The sequence below is a fragment of the Cycloclasticus sp. genome (assembly GCF_019090545.1).
In the GTDB taxonomy this organism is placed as follows: domain Bacteria; phylum Pseudomonadota; class Gammaproteobacteria; order Methylococcales; family Cycloclasticaceae; genus Cycloclasticus; species Cycloclasticus pugetii.
Map to the genome: position 1 here is coordinate 1 of NZ_JAHRVT010000053.1, position 17,997 is coordinate 17,997.

General features: G+C 41.1%; 19 protein-coding genes. 2 read left to right on the top strand and 17 right to left on the bottom strand.

Features of this window, described 5'->3' with window-relative positions:
- Positions 1–98 precede the first annotated feature (98 nt).
- The 6 genes from csrA to KUG63_RS11345 form a co-directional block, all read right to left on the bottom strand.
- The gene (csrA, locus tag KUG63_RS11320) at positions 99–284 is read right to left on the bottom strand and encodes a carbon storage regulator CsrA (RefSeq protein WP_015005673.1); all 186 of its coding nucleotides are present in this window, start codon (positions 282–284) and stop codon (positions 99–101) included.
- Between the two features lie 112 nt (positions 285–396).
- On the bottom strand, positions 397–1,617 hold the full coding sequence (locus KUG63_RS11325; RefSeq protein WP_073023910.1) for an aspartate kinase: 1,221 nt from the start codon (positions 1,615–1,617) through the stop codon (positions 397–399).
- A 65-nt stretch (positions 1,618–1,682) separates the two neighbouring features.
- Positions 1,683–4,298 carry an alanine--tRNA ligase gene (gene alaS, locus KUG63_RS11330; RefSeq protein WP_073023971.1) on the bottom strand — a complete coding sequence of 872 codons (2,616 nt, stop codon included), beginning with the start codon at positions 4,296–4,298 and terminating at the stop codon, positions 1,683–1,685.
- 17 nt (positions 4,299–4,315) lie between these two features.
- Positions 4,316–4,771 carry a regulatory protein RecX gene (locus tag KUG63_RS11335; protein ID WP_374699893.1) on the bottom strand — a complete coding sequence of 152 codons (456 nt, stop codon included), beginning with the start codon at positions 4,769–4,771 and terminating at the stop codon, positions 4,316–4,318.
- A gap of 2 nt (positions 4,772–4,773) precedes the next feature.
- Positions 4,774–5,802 carry a recombinase RecA gene (recA, locus tag KUG63_RS11340; protein WP_015005669.1) on the bottom strand — a complete coding sequence of 343 codons (1,029 nt, stop codon included), beginning with the start codon at positions 5,800–5,802 and terminating at the stop codon, positions 4,774–4,776.
- Positions 5,803–5,916: 114 nt separating this feature from the next.
- Positions 5,917–6,417 (bottom strand): CinA family protein, encoded by a 501-nt coding sequence (locus KUG63_RS11345; RefSeq protein WP_287555399.1) that lies wholly within the window; start codon positions 6,415–6,417, stop codon positions 5,917–5,919.
- Between the two features lie 64 nt (positions 6,418–6,481).
- On the opposite strand from KUG63_RS11345, the gene mutS reads away from it, so the two are divergent.
- On the top strand, positions 6,482–9,052 hold the full coding sequence (gene mutS / locus KUG63_RS11350) for a DNA mismatch repair protein MutS (RefSeq protein ID WP_016389531.1): 2,571 nt from the start codon (positions 6,482–6,484) through the stop codon (positions 9,050–9,052).
- On the opposite strand, the gene KUG63_RS11355 is transcribed toward mutS, so the two are convergent.
- The 7 genes from KUG63_RS11355 to ffh all read right to left on the bottom strand — a co-directional run bounded on the left by KUG63_RS11355 (position 9,053) and on the right by ffh (position 14,293).
- Positions 9,053–9,754, bottom strand: a complete 702-nt coding sequence (locus KUG63_RS11355) for a DsbC family protein (protein WP_073023904.1) — start codon at positions 9,752–9,754, stop codon at positions 9,053–9,055.
- Between the two features lie 78 nt (positions 9,755–9,832).
- A complete protein-coding gene (gene xerD / locus KUG63_RS11360; protein ID WP_277642433.1) occupies positions 9,833–10,723 on the bottom strand; it encodes a site-specific tyrosine recombinase XerD in 891 nt (296 codons plus the stop codon).
- A gap of 166 nt (positions 10,724–10,889) precedes the next feature.
- Positions 10,890–11,234, bottom strand: coding sequence for a 50S ribosomal protein L19 (gene rplS, locus KUG63_RS11365; RefSeq protein ID WP_015005664.1), 345 nt, complete (start codon positions 11,232–11,234; stop codon positions 10,890–10,892).
- A 3-nt stretch (positions 11,235–11,237) separates the two neighbouring features.
- Positions 11,238–11,999 carry a tRNA (guanosine(37)-N1)-methyltransferase TrmD gene (trmD, locus tag KUG63_RS11370; RefSeq protein ID WP_016389535.1) on the bottom strand — a complete coding sequence of 254 codons (762 nt, stop codon included), beginning with the start codon at positions 11,997–11,999 and terminating at the stop codon, positions 11,238–11,240.
- A 5-nt stretch (positions 12,000–12,004) separates the two neighbouring features.
- Positions 12,005–12,541: a ribosome maturation factor RimM gene (gene rimM / locus KUG63_RS11375; RefSeq protein ID WP_073023900.1), complete on the bottom strand. Its 537-nt coding sequence runs from the start codon at positions 12,539–12,541 to the stop codon at positions 12,005–12,007.
- Between the two features lie 2 nt (positions 12,542–12,543).
- Positions 12,544–12,795, bottom strand: coding sequence for a 30S ribosomal protein S16 (gene rpsP, locus KUG63_RS11380; RefSeq protein WP_015005661.1), 252 nt, complete (start codon positions 12,793–12,795; stop codon positions 12,544–12,546).
- A gap of 130 nt (positions 12,796–12,925) precedes the next feature.
- A complete protein-coding gene (gene ffh, locus KUG63_RS11385; RefSeq protein ID WP_020932755.1) occupies positions 12,926–14,293 on the bottom strand; it encodes a signal recognition particle protein in 1,368 nt (455 codons plus the stop codon).
- A 146-nt stretch (positions 14,294–14,439) separates the two neighbouring features.
- Here ffh and KUG63_RS11390 point away from each other — a divergent pair, with 146 nt between their 5' ends.
- Positions 14,440–15,267 carry an inner membrane protein YpjD gene (locus KUG63_RS11390; RefSeq protein WP_015005659.1) on the top strand — a complete coding sequence of 276 codons (828 nt, stop codon included), beginning with the start codon at positions 14,440–14,442 and terminating at the stop codon, positions 15,265–15,267.
- Here the strand turns inward: KUG63_RS11390 and KUG63_RS11395 are convergent.
- The 4 genes from KUG63_RS11395 to lpxK form a co-directional block, all read right to left on the bottom strand.
- Positions 15,264–15,746, bottom strand: coding sequence for a low molecular weight protein-tyrosine-phosphatase (locus KUG63_RS11395; RefSeq protein ID WP_035850431.1), 483 nt, complete (start codon positions 15,744–15,746; stop codon positions 15,264–15,266). The genes KUG63_RS11390 and KUG63_RS11395 overlap by 4 nt on opposite strands.
- Before the next feature lie 299 nt (positions 15,747–16,045).
- On the bottom strand, positions 16,046–16,804 hold the full coding sequence (gene kdsB, locus KUG63_RS11400) for a 3-deoxy-manno-octulosonate cytidylyltransferase (protein WP_015005657.1): 759 nt from the start codon (positions 16,802–16,804) through the stop codon (positions 16,046–16,048).
- A 1-nt stretch (position 16,805) separates the two neighbouring features.
- Complete coding sequence (locus KUG63_RS11405; RefSeq protein WP_015005656.1) at positions 16,806–16,997, bottom strand: Trm112 family protein; 192 nt, start codon at positions 16,995–16,997, stop codon at positions 16,806–16,808.
- Positions 16,990–17,988: a tetraacyldisaccharide 4'-kinase gene (gene lpxK / locus KUG63_RS11410; protein WP_277642431.1), complete on the bottom strand. Its 999-nt coding sequence runs from the start codon at positions 17,986–17,988 to the stop codon at positions 16,990–16,992. The genes KUG63_RS11405 and lpxK overlap by 8 nt, the downstream gene beginning before the upstream one ends.
- Positions 17,989–17,997: the final 9 nt, after the last annotated feature.

Consider the following 17,997-nt stretch of genomic DNA (forward strand, 5'->3'; position numbering starts at 1 on the left):
GAGAGGGATTCGAACCCTCGATGGGCTATAAAACCCATACTCCCTTAGCAGGGGAGCGCCTTCAGCCGCTCGGCCATCTCTCCGGAATTTATTACTGACTATTTGTTACCGTCTGTACCTTTTTCATCTTGAATTTTATTATAAATCTCTTCACGATGAACAGTAACGCTTTTAGGTGCGTCAACTCCAATTCTTACTTGGTTTCCTTTTACCCCTAAAACGATGATAGAGACATCATCTCCAATCACAAGGGACTCACCAACTTTACGCGTTAATATAAGCATATTAGCTCCTTATTGCTTCTTCTTTGAAGCGTTGCCAACCAATTTATATATTTATTATTATTTGGCGTATTCTACCATAGCTAATTAAACTCAAACAGCTCTCAAGTGATGATTATTCACCTGACAGACCAAAAGATTCATGCAACGTACGAACCGCTAATTCTAAGTATTTTTCATCGACCACAACTGAAATTTTAATTTCTGAGGTTGATATCATTCGAATATTAATCCCTTCGTCTGCTAACGCTGTAAACATTTGACTGGCAATGCCTGCGTGCGAACGCATACCAACGCCCACGATCGATACTTTAACTATTTTATTATCGCCGTCAACATTTTTAGCCCCTAGCTCAGCGCAAATATTTTGTAATATCTGCATCGTTTTTTCATAATCATTTCTGTGGACTGTAAAGGTAAAATCTGTGGTTTTATCTTCCGCAATATTTTGCACAATCATATCAATTTCAATATTAGCATCTGAAATCGGTTTTAGAATTGCTGAAGCAACGCCAGGCATATCTGGCACGCCAGCCAAGGTTACTTTTGCCTCATCACGATTAAACGCAATCCCAGAAATTAATGCTTTTTCCATTTCATCGTCCTCATAAGTAATTAGCGTGCCTTCCCCCTCAACAAAGGTCGATAAAACACGTAATGGAACATTGTATTTACCCGCAAACTCTACAGAACGAATTTGCAAAATTTTAGAACCCAAGCTGGCCATTTCAAGCATTTCTTCGAAAGTAATTCTGTCCAATCTTCTTGCTTTTGGTTCAACCCTTGGGTCGGTGGTATAAACACCATCTACATCAGTATAAATTCTACACTCATCAGCCTTTAGCGCAGCAGCTAAGGCCACAGCTGTTGTATCTGAGCCCCCTCTCCCTAAGGTCGTTATTGCCCCACTAGTCGTTACACCTTGAAAGCCTGCTACGACAACAATTCTATTGTTATCTAAATCTGCTTGAATGTTCGTTGTTTGGATTTCCTCTATACGAGCTTTCCCATGGGCGTCATCAGTCACTATTTTGACTTGCCCACCCGTATAAGACGTTGCTTCTTGACCCAGTTCTTCAAGCGCCATACACAATAAGGCTATGGTCACTTGTTCTCCTGTAGATAGTAATACATCCATTTGTTTCGCAGAGGGGCTGCGCTGCATTTGCTTTGCAAGCTCCGTCATACGGTTTGTTTCACCACTCATCGCTGACACCACAACAACTAAATCATGCTGTGTCGATTTTTTTTCTTGGACTAACTTTTTGGCAACACCTTTTATTTTTTCAGCAGTGCCTACGGAAGTGCCACCATATTTATGTACATGTAAACTCATCGTTGCTTCATCATATCTTGCGTAATTTATCGTCTGAACGTTGCTAAGTTAGACCCTAATACTTATTAACTAGCATCCGTTAATTTTTTCTCAACCCAAGTTGGTACTGATTTTAAAGCACCCTCTAACGCAGCAAGATCATTACCGCCCGCCTGTGCCATATCCGCTCTGCCACCACCTTTACCACCTACCTGTAAAGCGACGGAATTAACCAACTCACCCGCCTTTATACGGTCAGTTTGATTTTTAGAAACACCCGCTATTAACGTGATTTTTTCACCCTGTGTTGTTGATAGAACAACCGCTGCATTGCCTAATTTGTCTTTTAATTGGTCTACTAAATCACGTAACGTTTTATTGTCTGCACCCTCAATATTGGCAGCCAACACATTAAGCCCATCAATTTGTACTGCTTGGTTTTGCAAATCACCACTGGCTGCTGTTGCTAATTGACCTTTTAATTGTTCTAGTTCTTTTTCAAGTGCTTTATTTTTATCTTGAATTTGAACAACCTTCTCTAATGCAGATTCACGATTACCTTTAACCACTTTGGCAATTTTTTGCAGTAGCTCATCACTCTGCTCTACCCATGATAACGCGCCTTCTCCAGCGATAGCTTCTATACGACGTACGCCCGATGCAATCCCTGTTTCAGAGAGTATTTTAATTAAGCCAATATCACCTACCCGATTGACATGCGTACCACCACATAACTCTGTGGAAAACTCACCCATTTTCAAGACCCGGACTTTATCGCCATACTTTTCACCAAACAGTGCCATAGCACCGTTAGCGATGGCCGTTTCTTGATCGGTGACTTGTGTTTGCACCTCTTCATTAAAGCGAATCTGTGCATTAACTAAACGCTCAATTTCTTGAAGCTGAGCAGCTGTAATGGGCTCGAAGTGGCTAAAATCAAAACGTAGCCTGCTTGCTTCAACCAGCGAGCCTTTTTGTGTAACGTGTTCACCCAGTACTTTACGAAGAGCTGCGTGTAAAAGGTGTGTCGCCGAGTGATTAGAGGCCGTTGCTTGTCGATTATTCTTATCGACTACAGCGCGTACAACCTGCTCGCTTTTAAACTCACCCTTGCTGACTTGACCAATATGGAAATAGGCATCTGCCTTTTTTTGAACATCTACCACATCAAATATTGCCGTTGGTGTAGTAATCTGTCCATGATCGCCAGCTTGACCGCCTGACTCTGCATAAAAAGGCGTTTTATCTAACACTAAATAACCGCTTTCGCCCTCACAAATTGTCGAGCTTTGTTCACCATTTTTATAAATAGCTTCCAGTTTGGATTCTGCTTGCAGCGACTCATAGCCAATAAACTCAGTTGCTTGTGTTAAATGCGGCAAATCGGGGCCATCTGCAGAAAATGAACTGGCTGACCTTGCACGTTCACGTTGAGCGTCCATGGCCTTTTCAAAACCATCGAAGTCTACAGTTAAGCCATTCTCTCTTGCATAATCAGCGGTTAAATCAACGGGAAAACCATAGGTATCATAGAGTTTAAAAGCCGTTTCACCGGTAATCAGTTTATCTTTTAATGATTGCGTACCATCTTGCAAAAGCTTCATTCCTTGCTCTAACGTTTCAGCAAAACGTTGCTCTTCTTTTAGCAAGATATTACTCACCATATCCGCTTTTTCAGTTAATTCAGGATACGCTGAGCCCATTTGCTCCACTAAGGGTTGCACGAGCTTATGAAAGAAGACCTCTTTCATATCCAATTTATAGCCGTGTCGAATGGCTCGGCGAATAATACGCCTTAACACATAACCGCGACCTTCATTAGAAGGTTGCACACCATCTACGATAAGAAATGCACATGAGCGAATATGGTCAACTAAAACACGTAAAGAAGTATGACTTGTATCTTTTGTGCCCGTTAATATTGCTGCATTTTTAATGAGAGATTTAAACAGCTCAATATCATAATTATTGTGGACGCCTTGCAAAACAGCTGCCACACGCTCCAAACCCATACCTGTATCAACAGAGGGCTTTGGTAATGGTGTTAACTCGCCTTTATCATTACGATCGTACTGCATGAAAACTAAATTCCATATTTCGACGTAACGATCACCATCTTCTTCTGGTGTGCCGGGGGGGCCTCCGGCAACCTGCTCACCATGATCATAAAATATTTCAGAACATGGGCCACACGGACCCGTCTCGCCCATTGACCAGAAGTTGTCTTTTGCACCAATTCTTGACAAACGGTCCGCATCGACGCCGACTTCATTTAGCCAAATATCAGCAGCTTCTGTGTCTTCATCAAAAACGGTCACCCATAGTTTTTCAGCAGGAATACCAAGCTCCTCAACAAGGAAATCCCATGCATATTTAATAGCATCACGTTTAAAGTATTCACCAAAACTAAAATTGCCCAGCATTTCAAAAAAGGTGTGATGACGCGCCGTGTAACCAACATTTTCAAGGTCGTTATGCTTACCACCCGCTCTAACACAACGCTGCGAAGAGGTCGCCATCGTGTATGAACGCTTTTCTTCTCCAAGGAAAACGTTTTTAAACTGCACCATACCCGCATTAGTAAACAATAGCGTTGGGTCGTTTCCAGGCACCAACGAGCTAGACGGAACAATCTGATGTCCGCGTTTTTCAAAATATGTCAAAAAGGCTGATCTAATTTCAGCACTGCTTAAATTTTTCATCTCGTTTAAAACCTGCATTAAGACAATTGATTAAACAATTGCCGAATCATCTCGTTGGTATACCCTTTATGTTGAAAGAAGCGTGTACGTTTTGCCCGTTCTTTCATATCTTTTGGCGGTTGATGCCCGTATTTCTTAGTATGTAATTCGCTTAATAATGCTTGCCAATCAGGTGGTTCATCAAACACGGTGTCAATATTGACTTCAACGCCTTTTTGCTTTAATTCGTATTCTATTCGAGTTGGCCCAAAACCTTTATAAACCCTTGAACGACTATAACTCTCTGCAAACCGTTGATCACTTTGCCAATTTAATTCAATAAACTCTTCTAATAAGCGCTCAATATCATCTTCAGCAAAACCTTTTCCTGTGAGTTTTTGAATAAGTTCTAGCTGACTATGTTCACGCCTAGCCAGCATAGCAAGGCAGCTCGCTCTTAGCTTTGATAGCTCTCTTTTCTTATCTTCACTCAGGCTTACTCACCTTCATCAATTAATTTTTCTTTCTGCTCTTTTTTAGGTAACAAAGCATCCCTAATGTTTGCCTCTAGTTCGGCTGATTTATCAGGGTTTTCCTTAAAGAAACTTTTGGCATTGTCCTTACCTTGGCCAATTTTAGCACCGCCATAGCTGTACCAAGAGCCTGCTTTTTCAACAAGGTCTAAGCTCACACCTAAGTCAACCAGTTCGCCCTCACGTGAAATTCCTTCACCATACAAAATTTCAAATAATGCCTGTTTAAATGGTGGCGCTACCTTATTTTTTACAACCTTTACACGTGTATCATTACCTAATATTTCATCACCTTTCTTAATCGCACCGATACGACGAATATCTAAACGAACTGATGAATAAAACTTCAAGGCGTTACCGCCTGTTGTGGTCTCTGGGTTGCCAAACATTACGCCAATTTTCATTCGAATTTGGTTAATAAATACTACCAAGGTATTTGAGCGTTTGATATTACCTGTTAACTTTCTAAGCGCTTGAGACATTAAGCGGGCTTGCAGGCCAACATGGTGATCTCCCATATCCCCTTCGATTTCAGCTTTTGGTGTTAAAGCCGCTACTGAGTCAACAACAACCATATCAACAGCGCCAGAACGTACTAACATATCTACAATTTCTAAGGCCTGTTCACCCGTATCAGGTTGCGAAACGAGCAATTCATCCATATTCACACCAATTTTATCGGCATAAATAGGATCTAGAGCATGCTCTGCATCAACAAAGGCCGCTGTACCACCTGCTTTTTGACATTGAGCAATGGTTTCTAAAGTTAACGTTGTTTTACCAGAGGATTCAGGACCGTAAATTTCAACAATACGCCCACGTGGCAAGCCACCAACACCTAAGGCAACATCCAATGCAATTGACCCAGTTGAATAGGTTCCAATATCAGGAATGGTTGAACCATCGCCCATTCGCATGACTGACCCTTTACCGAATTGTTTCTCGATTTGAAGTAATGCCGCACTCAGCGCCTTTTTCTTATTTTCATCCATTTTTTATCCCCTTAAAGGCTTCCACATCCTGTAAAAGCTAGTTATCGTCAATAATCTTGAATTATCACACATCCTTAAGATGAGCACATAATGAAATCACTATTTTATGGTGGCTTATTGACTTAGATGATCAACCAATAATGTTAATGCCGTTAGCAAGGCTTGTTGCCGGACTTGATCTCGAGTTCCTTCAAAATTTTTCTTTATTGAATATGTCTGATAAGGCGATGCTTTAAGCCCAAACCAGACCAAACCAACGGGTTTTTCTAGTGTGCCGCCTGATGGCCCAGCAACCCCAGTAATAGATACTGATATGGATGAGTTAAACGCCTCAATCACACCTTCAGCCATCTGTTCAGCTACCTCCTGACTAACCGCACCATATTGATCAAGGTTTTTTTTATTCACATGGATTAACCGCTGCTTTGAATCATTGCTATAGCTCACCACCCCGCCTAGAAACCATTCGCTACTACCTGCTAAGTCTGTCAGTATTTTTGAAAGCCAGCCACCTGTGCAGGATTCTGCAACAGCCAGTGTTTTATTCTTTTCAATGAGCAAGCCAGCCAATTTTTCCGCTAATAAGCCTGCTTCGTTTAATATCGAATCTGTCATTCACCACTACCTAATTTTTTTATTACAATTTACCGAATACCTGCAAGGTTGTTACACTATCACGATGCCTAAAAGTACCCCTACAAAAAAAGCCATCACTCCGATGATGCAACAATATTTGCGCATCAAAGAGGATCACCCCAATACTCTTTTATTTTACCGTATGGGGGATTTCTATGAACTGTTTCTTGATGATGCCATCAAGGCGTCTAATATACTGGGCATCACATTAACCAGTCGTGGGCAAATTGAAAACAAGCCTGTTCCTATGGCTGGCATCCCGCATCATGCTGCCGATGGTTACATCGCTAAACTATTAAAAGCCAGTGAATGCGTTGCAATTTGCGAGCAAATTGGTGACCCAGCCACGTCTAAAGGACCTGTTGAACGCAAGGTTGTTCGCGTTATTACCCCAGGCACCTTAACCGAAGACTCACTACTCGACTCTCATTGCGATAGTTTGCTTTGCGCCGTTTTCGAACAAAAAAAACAATACGGTTTAGCAACACTTGACCTAGCTAGTGGGCGTTTTTTATTACAAGAAATAGATCATGAAGCATCGCTAAAAACCGAATTAGCGCGAATTAATCCAGCTGAAATATTAATAAGTGAAGACAGCTCTTTATCAACACTGTTAGCAACGCATAAAGGCCTAAATTTAATGGCTGATTGGCACTTCGATCAGCAAACAGCTACTCGACTGTTAAATAAACAGTTTGGCACTCAGGACCTAAAAGGCTTTGGCTGCCATGCGATGACACTTGCTCTAAGTGCAGCCGGTGCATTACTACAGTACCTAAAAGATACGCATCAATCATCGCTACCGCATTTACAATCCATTAAGGTCATTCAACAAACAGATTTCATTACCCTCGATGCAGCAACGCGTCAGCACCTTGAGTTAGACTATCACCCAAGCGGTAATATGCATTTCACCTTATTTGGTTTACTTAACCGTTGCAAAACCACAATGGGAACTCGTCTTTTACGGCGTTGGATTCATTTACCATTACGTGATCAGAGCACCATAAAGCACCGCTATTTAGCCGTTGAACAATTACAAACCCAAACAATAATTGACCAGCTACAAGCAAGCCTTAAACAAACCGGTGATATTGAACGAATCACAAGCCGAATCGCATTATTAACGGCTAGACCTCGTGACCTTGTGGTTTTACGTGACACACTAAAGGCAGTTCCTGCTATCCAAAACACCTTAGCTAACCTCGATGCACCACGCCTAAAAACCTTACTTGATCAGACTGGCAACCACCAAACATTAGCCGAGCTCTTAGATAAGGCGATTGTTGACAACCCCCCAGTCTTAATACGTGATGGCGGTGTGATTGCCAATGGTTATGACGAGAAACTCGACGAACTTAAAAACATCAGTGCGAATGCTGATCAGTTTTTACTAGAGATCGAACTAAAGGAACGTGAATTTAGTCAAATTAGTACGCTAAAGCTTAACTATAACCGTGTGCATGGCTACTATATTGAAGTGCCTCGTTCTCAAGCCAACAAGGTACCTGATTACTTCATTCGAAAGCAAACCCTAAAAAATGTTGAGCGCTATATTACGCCTGAACTAAAAACATTTGAAGACAAAGTATTGCATGCAAAAGAACAAGCTTTATCTTATGAAAAAGAGCTATATAACGCCCTACTTTTAAGTATGGCCCCACAACTTAGCGCATTACAATCATGTGCTGAAGCGCTTGCTGAGATAGACTTACTGACAAATTTCGCAGAACGTGCTGCCACTTTAAATTTTAATCAACCTTCTTTAAGTAATACTGCTGGCATATCAATCAAACAAGGCCGGCACCCTATTGTAGAAAGCGTTATCGACACGCCGTTTATTGCTAATGATATTGAACTAAATTCTAGCCAAAAAATGCTCATTATTACAGGGCCAAATATGGGCGGAAAATCAACTTATATGAGGCAAATAGCCTTATTAACACTGATGGCACACATTGGGTGTTACATTCCGGCATCAGAGGCCCATTTTGGCCCTATTGATCAAATTTTTACGCGTATTGGAGCAACTGACGACCTTGCCAGTGGGCGCTCAACCTTTATGGTAGAGATGTCGGAAACAGCTAATATCTTGCATAACGCCAGTGACAAAAGCTTAGTTTTGATGGATGAAATTGGCCGAGGAACCAGTACTTTTGATGGCCTTTCACTGGCTTGGGCATGTGCTGATTATCTGGCTAATAAAACTCAACCGTTCACCTTATTTGCCACGCATTATTTTGAAATGACATCTCTGCCCGAGTCAGCCCCCACAGCCAAAAATGTTCACTTAGATGCTATTGAGCACGGCGACCACATTGTCTTTTTACATGCCGTTAAAGACGGTGCAGCCAATCAAAGCTACGGACTACAAGTTGCCGCTTTAGCAGGCGTGCCTAAAACAGTTATCAGCAATGCTCGCCTAAAACTGGCAAGCCTTGAAAACCAGCAAAGCAACTTTGAAAAGCCCACACAAACGCATACGCAATTTGATATTTTCAACACGGCTAATAACCAAGCCACTACTGATTTTATTGAACAGCTGTCACCCGATGATTTAAGCCCCAAAGAAGCGCTAGAGGCCTTGTATCAGTTAAAGTCTTTAACGAATTAATTACCAGCCTAAGTGCTGAATCAAATCGTTAGCCGGAACAAAGCCTGGCACCATGGTGCCATCATCAGCAATGATAGCCGGTGTACCAGTAACACCGAAAACTTGCGCGATTCTCATGTGCTCATCAACTGGGTTTTCACACGTTTTATCAACCACTTTGTTGTTTAATTTTGCATCTGTTAACGCTTTATTTCTATCCTTTGCACACCAGACCGACACCGCTTTATGGTAAGACTCTGTATTTGGACCCGAACGTGGGAAAAACATATAGCGTACGGTCATTCCAGCATCCGTATAATCGTTGATTTCGGCATGTAGTTTTCGGCAATAACCACAGTCAATATCTGAAAAAATGGTAATAACATGTTTTTCATTTTTAGCCGGAAAAACAATCATCTTTTTTTCATCTATCTTTGCCATCTCTGATTGACGAGCAGTTTTTAACGCAGAATCTGTCATATTTTCACGACTGACTAAATCAACCATTTCACCTTGAAGAATATACCGTCCATCCTCAGATGCATAAACAACCCTAGCCCCTATCAATACCTGATACAGACCCTCTATAGGTGTTTTAGAAACATGGTTATCCGTAATATTTGGTATCACTTTAGATAAGCCTGTCACAACAGAAGCCTCATCTGCCAAAACCGGTGCACTACAACACGCTAATAAAAACCAACCAAGCAAAACCTTATTCATCTACAACACCTTCTTTATTCATCTGTGATGGTATTAAACACGTTTAAAGATAAAAAGCATACCAGCGGCGTTAACTTTTTAACCTCTAGGGTGAAACCGTTCGTGGATATCTTTTAAACGTTCTTTAGCAATATGGGTATAAATTTGTGTTGTTGACAAGTCACTGTGACCAAGCAATAACTGAACAACTCGCAAATCTGCTCCATGATTTAACAAATGTGTAGCGAAAGCATGACGCAACGTATGTGGTGAAATATCTTTATGAATATCTGCTTTCGCCGCATAACGTTTGATGATGTACCAAAAAGCCTGACGCGTCATCCCTCCGCCACGATTAGTTGGGAACACAACGTCCGCTTTTTTGTCACCTAAAATATCTAAACGCCATCGCACAATAAACGTTTGCAACCAATCCAACGCTTCTTCACCGACTGGGACTAAACGTTCCTTATTGCCTTTACCAGTTACTCTAACTAGCCCCTGTCTAAAATTTATTTCTGATAGCGTCAAGCCCACTAACTCAGTAACCCTCAAACCACTTGCATACAGTAATTCAAGCATTGCCCGATCTCTATACCCCAGCGCCGTAGAAGTATCTGGTGCGTTTAACAGGCCCTCTACATCTGCTTCAGATAAGGTTGATGGCAAACTTCTAGCAAGCTTTGGCGCATCAATTATCGCAGTGGGGTCTTCGGTTATCACAGCCTCACGTATTAAGTAAGAATAGAAACGTTTTAAACTAGATAAAAAACGCGCTGAAGAGCGAGCCGAGACCCCCTGGGCTAATCGATCGGCTAGGTACGAAGATATATCCGATGACTCTATTGTCAAGAAGCTCTTACGCTGTTTAAGTAACCAACTAGAAAAAGATGTTAAATCAGTTTTATACGCCGCTAAAGTATTATCACTTAGGCCATATTCAACCCATATGTTATCAAGAAATGAAACAATATATTCTTTATCACTCAAGCAGCAGGCCTTTCAGCTATTAAAAAACATATCATATCAATAAAAACTCAGCTAATTCACATAAACCACATGCATAAAAAAAGGCCAGTACATCGGCCTTTTTTTATGTGTCTGCTAACGATTAACTAATCGTCATTAAAGCAACTTAGTTACTTTAAATATAATGCTATAGCTTTTCTTTAATACGAGCCGCTTTACCACGTAACTCACGAAGATAATAAAGTTTCGCACGTCTAACTGAACCACGTCTTTTCACTTCAACACCAGCAATCAATTTACTATATGTTTGAAAAACACGCTCAACACCTTCGCCGTGTGAGATTTTACGAACTGTAAATGCTGAATTTACGCCACGATTACGTTTTGCAATCACAATCCCTTCAAACGCCTGAATACGCTCTGTGGTGCCTTCTTTAACTTTAACCTTCACAACGACCGTATCACCTGAACTAAATGCAGGCAATTCATTAGTCATTTGTTCTGCTTCAATTTGTGCAATTATATTACTCATTTTTTATTCCTTAGTTTTAACTCTTTGATTATTTGATTCTTTTATAAACTCGTCAAGTAACGACTGTTGGTGCTTATTTAAGACAATTTTGTCTAATAAGTCAGGTCGTTTTTGCCACGTTTTTCCTAACCGCTGTTTTTCTCGCCATTGAGCAATTTTTTCATGGTGCCCACTTAACAACACACTTGGTACTGACTTTCCTTCAAACTCATCTGGTCGCGTATAGTGAGGGTGATCTAACAACCCCTCAACAAACGAGTCTTCAACAGCCGAACATTCGTGCCCTAACACCGTTGGTAAGCTCCTAGACACTGCATCTATCAATACCAATGCAGGTAACTCACCACCACTCAGTACAAAATCACCAATCGACCATTCTTCATCGATATAATCTTCTAGCAGCCTTTCATCAACACCTTCATACCGACCCGCCAACAACACTAGATGTGAGAATTCAGCCAAATATTCAACACCTTGTTGATCTAGTTTTCGCCCCTGAGGACTTAAATAAATCACCTTTGATGGCTTATCAATCTGTCTTACCGCTGTTTGTATTGCTTTTTTCAACGGTTCGACCTTCATCACCATGCCAGGACCTCCCCCAAAAGGGCGATCATCTACCGTTCGGTGTACATCTTTCGTAAAATCCCTAGGATTCCACGTTTTTAACTGCACCTTGCCAGCGTCTATCGCTTTACCAACAACACCCATAGATGCCGCTTGTTCAAACAACTCAGGAAATAACGTTATAACATCAAAACGCATGGACGTTAAAAGTCTAACTCCCAATCAACAACCATCTGTTGCGCTTCCAAATCAACAGACCTTACTACCTGGCCTGTAACATAAGGGATTAACCGCTCTTTATCTCCCTTAACAACAATAACGTCATTCGCTCCGGTTTCAAGCAAATGATCAATCATTCCAAAATCATCTCCTTTTGTTGAGACAACTTTCAAACCAATCAAGTCAGACCAGTAATACTCACCTTTCTCTAAGGTTGGCAACTGATCTGGCTTAATATAAATATCAGAACCAACCCACAATTCAGCCTCATTTCTATCATCAACATCCTCTAATTGGACGATGATTGTTTTTCCGTGTGGCTTACCTGCTTTTATTTTAACTTGCTTACGAACCTTGTTTCGCTCTATATACCAAGGTTGGTAAGATAGTATATTTTCTTTTTTATCTGTGTTTGCGTAGACCTTTAACCAGCCTTTAACGCCAAACACACCAGAGATACTCCCTAGTTTTAGCCAGCTATTTTCTTTCTGTATTTGTTCTGTTTTTGTTACTTGTGTCACCTTTAAGCGGCAGTTTCAGCAGCCTCTTTTACAAGCTTTGCAACACGCTCGCTTGTTTGGGCGCCTTGAGCAACCCAATGGTCTACACGATCAGTATCGAGAGTTAAACGAACTTCGCCACCAGTAGCTCTTGGGTTGTAATAACCCACTCTTTCGATGTATCGACCATCGCGACTTCTGCGACTATCTGCAACAACAACGTGATAGAAAGGACGTTTTTTCGCGCCAGTTCTTGAAAGACGTATCTTTACCATTTATTTTCCTTAAATTCTGTTTTATAAATCTTAATTAGGTTAACTCGTTAATTTTACGCGAATTATTTAATTTGGTGAAGTTTTTTTCATTATTCCACCTAATAATTACTAAAATTCGATGCCTTTGCAGTTATTGGAAAGGGAAACCTTGCCCTTGCCCCATCTGGCCTTTCAATCCACGCATCATTTTAGCCATGCCGCCTTTTGACATTTTTTTCATCATTTTTTGTGCCTGCTTGTACTGTTTCATAAGTTTATTAACATCTTGAACTTGTAAGCCTGCACCTGCCGCAATTCGCTTTCTTCTTGAACCATTAATCAAAGTTGGAAATATTTTTTCCTTTTTGGTCATAGAGTTAATTAATGCAATTTGTCTTGTAAACTCTTTATCATTGACTTGGCTTTTCACATTTTGGGGAACATTCGACATACCAGGAATTTTATCCATCATTGCACTCATACCACCCATTTCCATCATTTGACTTAATTGATCTTTATAATCGTCTAAATCAAACCCTTTACCTTTTTGAATTTTTTTTGCTAACTTCTCAGCCTTGTTTTTATCAACTTTGCGTTCAATCTCTTCAACTAAACTTAACGCATCGCCCATACCTAACAAGCGTGAAGCCACTCGATCAGGGTGGAAAGGCTCTAAAGCATCTATTTTTTCACCAACTCCTAAAAACTTAATCGGCTTACCTGTTATTTGACGAATAGATAAGGCAGCACCGCCTCTTGCATCACCATCTGTTTTAGTTAACACGACCCCCGTCAACGGCAACACATCATTAAATGCCTTTGCCGTATTTGCGGCATCTTGCCCGGTCATACTATCGACAACAAAAAGTGTTTCAGCAGGATTAGCAGCCATATGAACCTGACGAATTTCATTCATCATTTCATCATCCACATGTAAACGACCCGCCGTATCAACAATCAACACATCGCTAAATTCCTTTTTTGCTTGTGCAATTGCGTTATTGACAATATCAACTGGTTTTTGGTCGGCTGAACTTGGGTAAAAACCCGCCCCTACTTCTGTCGCTAATGTTTGTAGCTGATCAATTGCAGCAGGGCGATACACATCAGCACTAGCTACCATTACTGATTTTTTGTGGCGCTCCATTAACAGACGAGACAATTTAGCAACCGTTGTGGTTTTACCTGACCCTTGCAAACCAGCCATCAAAATGACGACCGGTGGAGTAGCCGACAGGTTTAATGACTCATTGCCATCGCCCATCGTTTTAACTAATTCGTCATTAACAATTTTGAGCAACGCTTGACCAGGTGACAGACTTTGCATCACCTCTTGACCTAACGCTTTTTGCTTAACTGTATAAGTAAAGGCTTTAACGACTGGAAGAGCGACATCTGCTTCCAACAAGGCCATTCTGACCTCGCGCATTGTGTCTTGAATATTGTCTTCTGTTAAACGCCCTTGCCCCCGGATATTTTTAAAGGTGGCATTAAGACGGTCTGTTAAGTTATCAAACATGATTATTACCTTAAAAATGTATTAGTGGTATTTTCGCACGTCTTTACGTCCTGTGCAGTTGATTTTATAGCTTAAAAGTCAGATAAAGAGATAATTTTGAACATCAGTACTTCTACCAAACGGTGCTTTATGACACACTATCGTTTATGCTTTTTTCCCTTACGATTTTTAATACCTTAACCGTTGTTAGCGCCCTTTTATACATTATTGGCGCCTGTCTTATTGTTGTTAATCTAAATAGCACAGAGCCTACGTTTAAGAGCCAACGTCAATGGGTCTTAATCTCTGCTATTTTAGCCATTGTTATACATACATCACTGGTTGCCCATAGCTATAGCGTCAACCAAATTATTGCCAACGATTTATTTAGCATGCTTTCATTGGTTTTTTTGGTGATCGGTTTATTATTTATTATCTCAGCAGCAAATCAATCTATAGAGACTCTATCGATTATTATTTTTCCTTTTTCTGCGCTCGCTGTTTTACTAAACTTTAATAATGCATCACCACCCTTACCAACTAGCAACCTAGATGGTGGTTTACAAGCGCACATCATTTTATCCGTTTTATCGTACAGCTTATTAACTGTTGCCGCGTTTCAATCCATTCTGCTTTCGCTTCAAGAAAAACAATTGCATAACCGTCACCCAAGTCGATTAATCAATTGTTTGCCGCCTATGCAACTGATGGAAAGCCTACTGTTTAGAACCATCTTTTTAGGTATGCTTTTGTTAACCTTTGCTCTTGCAAGTGGCTTTATTTTTCTTGATGATATTTTTGCCCAACATTTAGTTCATAAAACCTTCCTATCAATTATTGCTTGGGTTTTATTTGCCGCATTATTAGGTGGCCGATATTTTTTTGGCTGGCGTGGACAAAAGGCAGTTAAGTGGACCTATGGTGGTTACTTTGCTTTGATGTTAGCTTATTTTGGCAGTAAGTTCGTCTTACAAATGCTCTTAAATCAAGGTTAACGCGTCAGCTTTTCTTCCAATTCCAGCATCAAACCTTCACAAGCATCCTCAATCAAATCTAATACTCGCTCAAAACCATTTCCTTGACCATAATATGGGTCAGGCACTTCCTTAAGCGATGTGCGTGTTGCAAAGTCCAATATAAATTTAATCTTATGCCGGTGCTCTTTCGGGCACGATTCTAAAGTTAAATAGTAGTTATCTTTGTCTGCCACCAGCAAATAATCAAACTCTTCAAAATCATAATCATCTAACTGTCGTGCTTTTAAATCGTGCAAATCAATGCCACGTTCATGCGCCGCTTGTACTGACCTTGGATCAGGACTTTTACCGATGTGATAAGCATGCGTCCCAGCCGAGTCCACATGAATTGAATGCTGAAACCCTTTTGCCTTGACCATTTCTCGAAAAACACCATGAGCAGTCGGGGACCTGCAAATATTACCCATGCAAATAAAGAGTACTTTTATTGCTTCCATATCACCTTGAAAACTAATTAATCGTTTAAATTTATACAAATAGCGAAAACACATTGCTAACTAGTTACAAATTCAATCATTCTAATAAGCATGCCATTCGCTTTATATTAGCACTGAGATGGTCATCGACCAAAATTCACGACAGTTTACTTCTCAACCAGCAAATGAGTTACACATCAGCACGGTTTTGCGATTGATCTGGAACTACACGACAACATGCGTATACGGCTTATAAATTTGAACCTTTTTAGGCACTCAAGAGCTAGAAACAGCTCCACGTATAATATTATGCGTTGTTATTACACGCTCAATAAGGCATTAATTCTATCTAAATCAGCCTGTGTATCCACTCCAGCTTCAGGCACTTTCTCTACCGCAGGCACGATAATTCTCTCGCCTTGGTACAAAATCCTCAGCTGTTCAAGCGATTCAATTTGTTCAAGTGCACATACAGGCCATGTAATATAACGCCTCAAAAAGCCGGCGGTATAACTATAAATACCGATGTGTCTAAAATGCTCACCTTGGCCACTGCCTGCTTTAACAGGAAATGCATCACGATCCCAGGGAATAGGGGCTCGGCTAAAATACAGTGCATACCCCTTTGCATCACGAACCACTTTTACCGCATTCGGGTTAAAAACTTCTGCCAATTCAAAGATAGGGGCGCATAAACTAGCTACTTGAGCCACCTCTTGCTCCATTAACGCTATTGCAGCTCGCTTGATTAATTCTGGTGGGATTAGCGGTTCATCACCTTGGCAATTTACCACTACCGTGTCATCCTTCCATTGCAGTGTATTCGCGACTTCGGCTAAACGTTCTGTGCCACTGGTATGTTTTGCAGATGTCATCACCGCATTAAAGCCGGCTTGTTTAACACAGTCGACAATACGCTCATCATCCGTTGCCACGACAACTTCTTGCGCTCCCGCTAAGGAGGCCTTCTCGCAAACATGTAAGATCATCTCTTTTCCAGCTATCTTTAATAGTGGTTTGCCGGGCAGCCGAGATGAACCATAACGGGCAGGAATTACAACTTTAAAGGTATTCACCATTTCATGACCTCAGCGCGTCTGCCTCATCAGCGCTCAGCTCCCTCGCCTCATTAATCAACATAATCGGAATATCATCGCGGACCGTATAAGCAAGCCGGCACGGTATACACACTAATTCTTGTTCCTCTTGTACGTACACCAAACTCGACTTACAAGAGGGGCACGCCAATATTTCCAGTAGTTTCTTATCCATTTATTTTCTCTTTTATCAATGATAATAACGTTAAGCCAAAATTCTGTGTCATTTGCGCTTTGATTGGCACATACCAGTGTTTTCTAGTCGCCATATGCGTACATTTCACAGCATCTTTTTCGGTCATCAGCACCTGCTTTTCATCATTAAAGTTTATATCTTTTTCGGTGTACTTATAGTGATCTGGAAAAATATGTGGTTCAAAAGAAAGGTTAAATTTCTTTAAATGTGAAAAGAATCGAGAGGGGTTACCTAAACCCGCTATCGCGTGACATTCTGCTGCTCTAAAGCTCTGCAAATCAAGTCGTTCAGACTCATCCACTAGCATTACCGCCCCACTGCCATCTACCCTCAATGGGTATTCATGCTTATTTGCAAGCCCATTACAGACAATAAAATCAACTGATTCTAATCGCTCGACAGGTTCACGCAATGGCCCAGCGGGCAGTAAATAACGATTACCATAGCGACGCTCCCCATCAACTACGGCAATTTCAATATCTCGTTGCAATGCATAATGCTGAAGCCCATCATCTGAGATAATAATATCGCAGTGATGGTGGTCTATTAACGCTTGTGCGCTATCCGCTCGGCTAGGCCCTACCGCCACCGGGCATTGCGTTCGTCTTGCTAATATTTTTGCCTCATCACCGACCACTCTTGAGTCGCTGTCCTCTCGTACTTGCTGGGGCCAACTAGATGCGATACCACCATAACCACGACTAATAACGCCCGGCTTATAGCCAGCAGACTTTAACAGTTCGGCTACCCAAATCACGATAGGCGTTTTACCAGTTCCACCGACGGTAATATTACCGACCACAATAACCGGCACATTTAAACAAGTTGACCTTAACCAGCCTTTTTTATAGAGCCAAGCACGTAGCTTAACAATGACCCCAAACAACCATGATAATGGAACGAACAATAGGGCAACAGGGCGTTGCCCATACCACATACTATCAATAAACCGACTTATTTTATGACTCATAAAACGTTA

Excerpts from the sequence above, each read along its gene's own strand:
- csrA (WP_015005673.1), bottom strand. The coding sequence starts at position 284 with ATGCTTATATTAACGCGTAAAGTTGGTGAGTCCCTTGTGATTGGAGAT.
- KUG63_RS11325 (WP_073023910.1), bottom strand. The coding sequence starts at position 1,617 with ATGAGTTTACATGTACATAAATATGGTGGCACTTCCGTAGGCACTGCT.
- alaS (WP_073023971.1), bottom strand. The coding sequence starts at position 4,298 with ATGAAAAATTTAAGCAGTGCTGAAATTAGATCAGCCTTTTTGACATAT.
- recA (WP_015005669.1), bottom strand. The coding sequence starts at position 5,802 with ATGGATGAAAATAAGAAAAAGGCGCTGAGTGCGGCATTACTTCAAATC.
- KUG63_RS11345 (WP_287555399.1), bottom strand. The coding sequence starts at position 6,417 with ATGACAGATTCGATATTAAACGAAGCAGGCTTATTAGCGGAAAAATTG.
- mutS (WP_016389531.1), top strand. The coding sequence starts at position 6,482 with ATGCCTAAAAGTACCCCTACAAAAAAAGCCATCACTCCGATGATGCAA.
- KUG63_RS11355 (WP_073023904.1), bottom strand. The coding sequence starts at position 9,754 with ATGAATAAGGTTTTGCTTGGTTGGTTTTTATTAGCGTGTTGTAGTGCA.
- rplS (WP_015005664.1), bottom strand. The coding sequence starts at position 11,234 with ATGAGTAATATAATTGCACAAATTGAAGCAGAACAAATGACTAATGAA.
- trmD (WP_016389535.1), bottom strand. The coding sequence starts at position 11,999 with ATGCGTTTTGATGTTATAACGTTATTTCCTGAGTTGTTTGAACAAGCG.
- rpsP (WP_015005661.1), bottom strand. The coding sequence starts at position 12,795 with ATGGTAAAGATACGTCTTTCAAGAACTGGCGCGAAAAAACGTCCTTTC.
- ffh (WP_020932755.1), bottom strand. The coding sequence starts at position 14,293 with ATGTTTGATAACTTAACAGACCGTCTTAATGCCACCTTTAAAAATATC.
- KUG63_RS11390 (WP_015005659.1), top strand. The coding sequence starts at position 14,440 with ATGCTTTTTTCCCTTACGATTTTTAATACCTTAACCGTTGTTAGCGCC.
- KUG63_RS11395 (WP_035850431.1), bottom strand. The coding sequence starts at position 15,746 with ATGGAAGCAATAAAAGTACTCTTTATTTGCATGGGTAATATTTGCAGG.
- kdsB (WP_015005657.1), bottom strand. The coding sequence starts at position 16,804 with ATGGTGAATACCTTTAAAGTTGTAATTCCTGCCCGTTATGGTTCATCT.
- KUG63_RS11405 (WP_015005656.1), bottom strand. The coding sequence starts at position 16,997 with ATGGATAAGAAACTACTGGAAATATTGGCGTGCCCCTCTTGTAAGTCG.
- lpxK (WP_277642431.1), bottom strand. The coding sequence starts at position 17,988 with ATGAGTCATAAAATAAGTCGGTTTATTGATAGTATGTGGTATGGGCAA.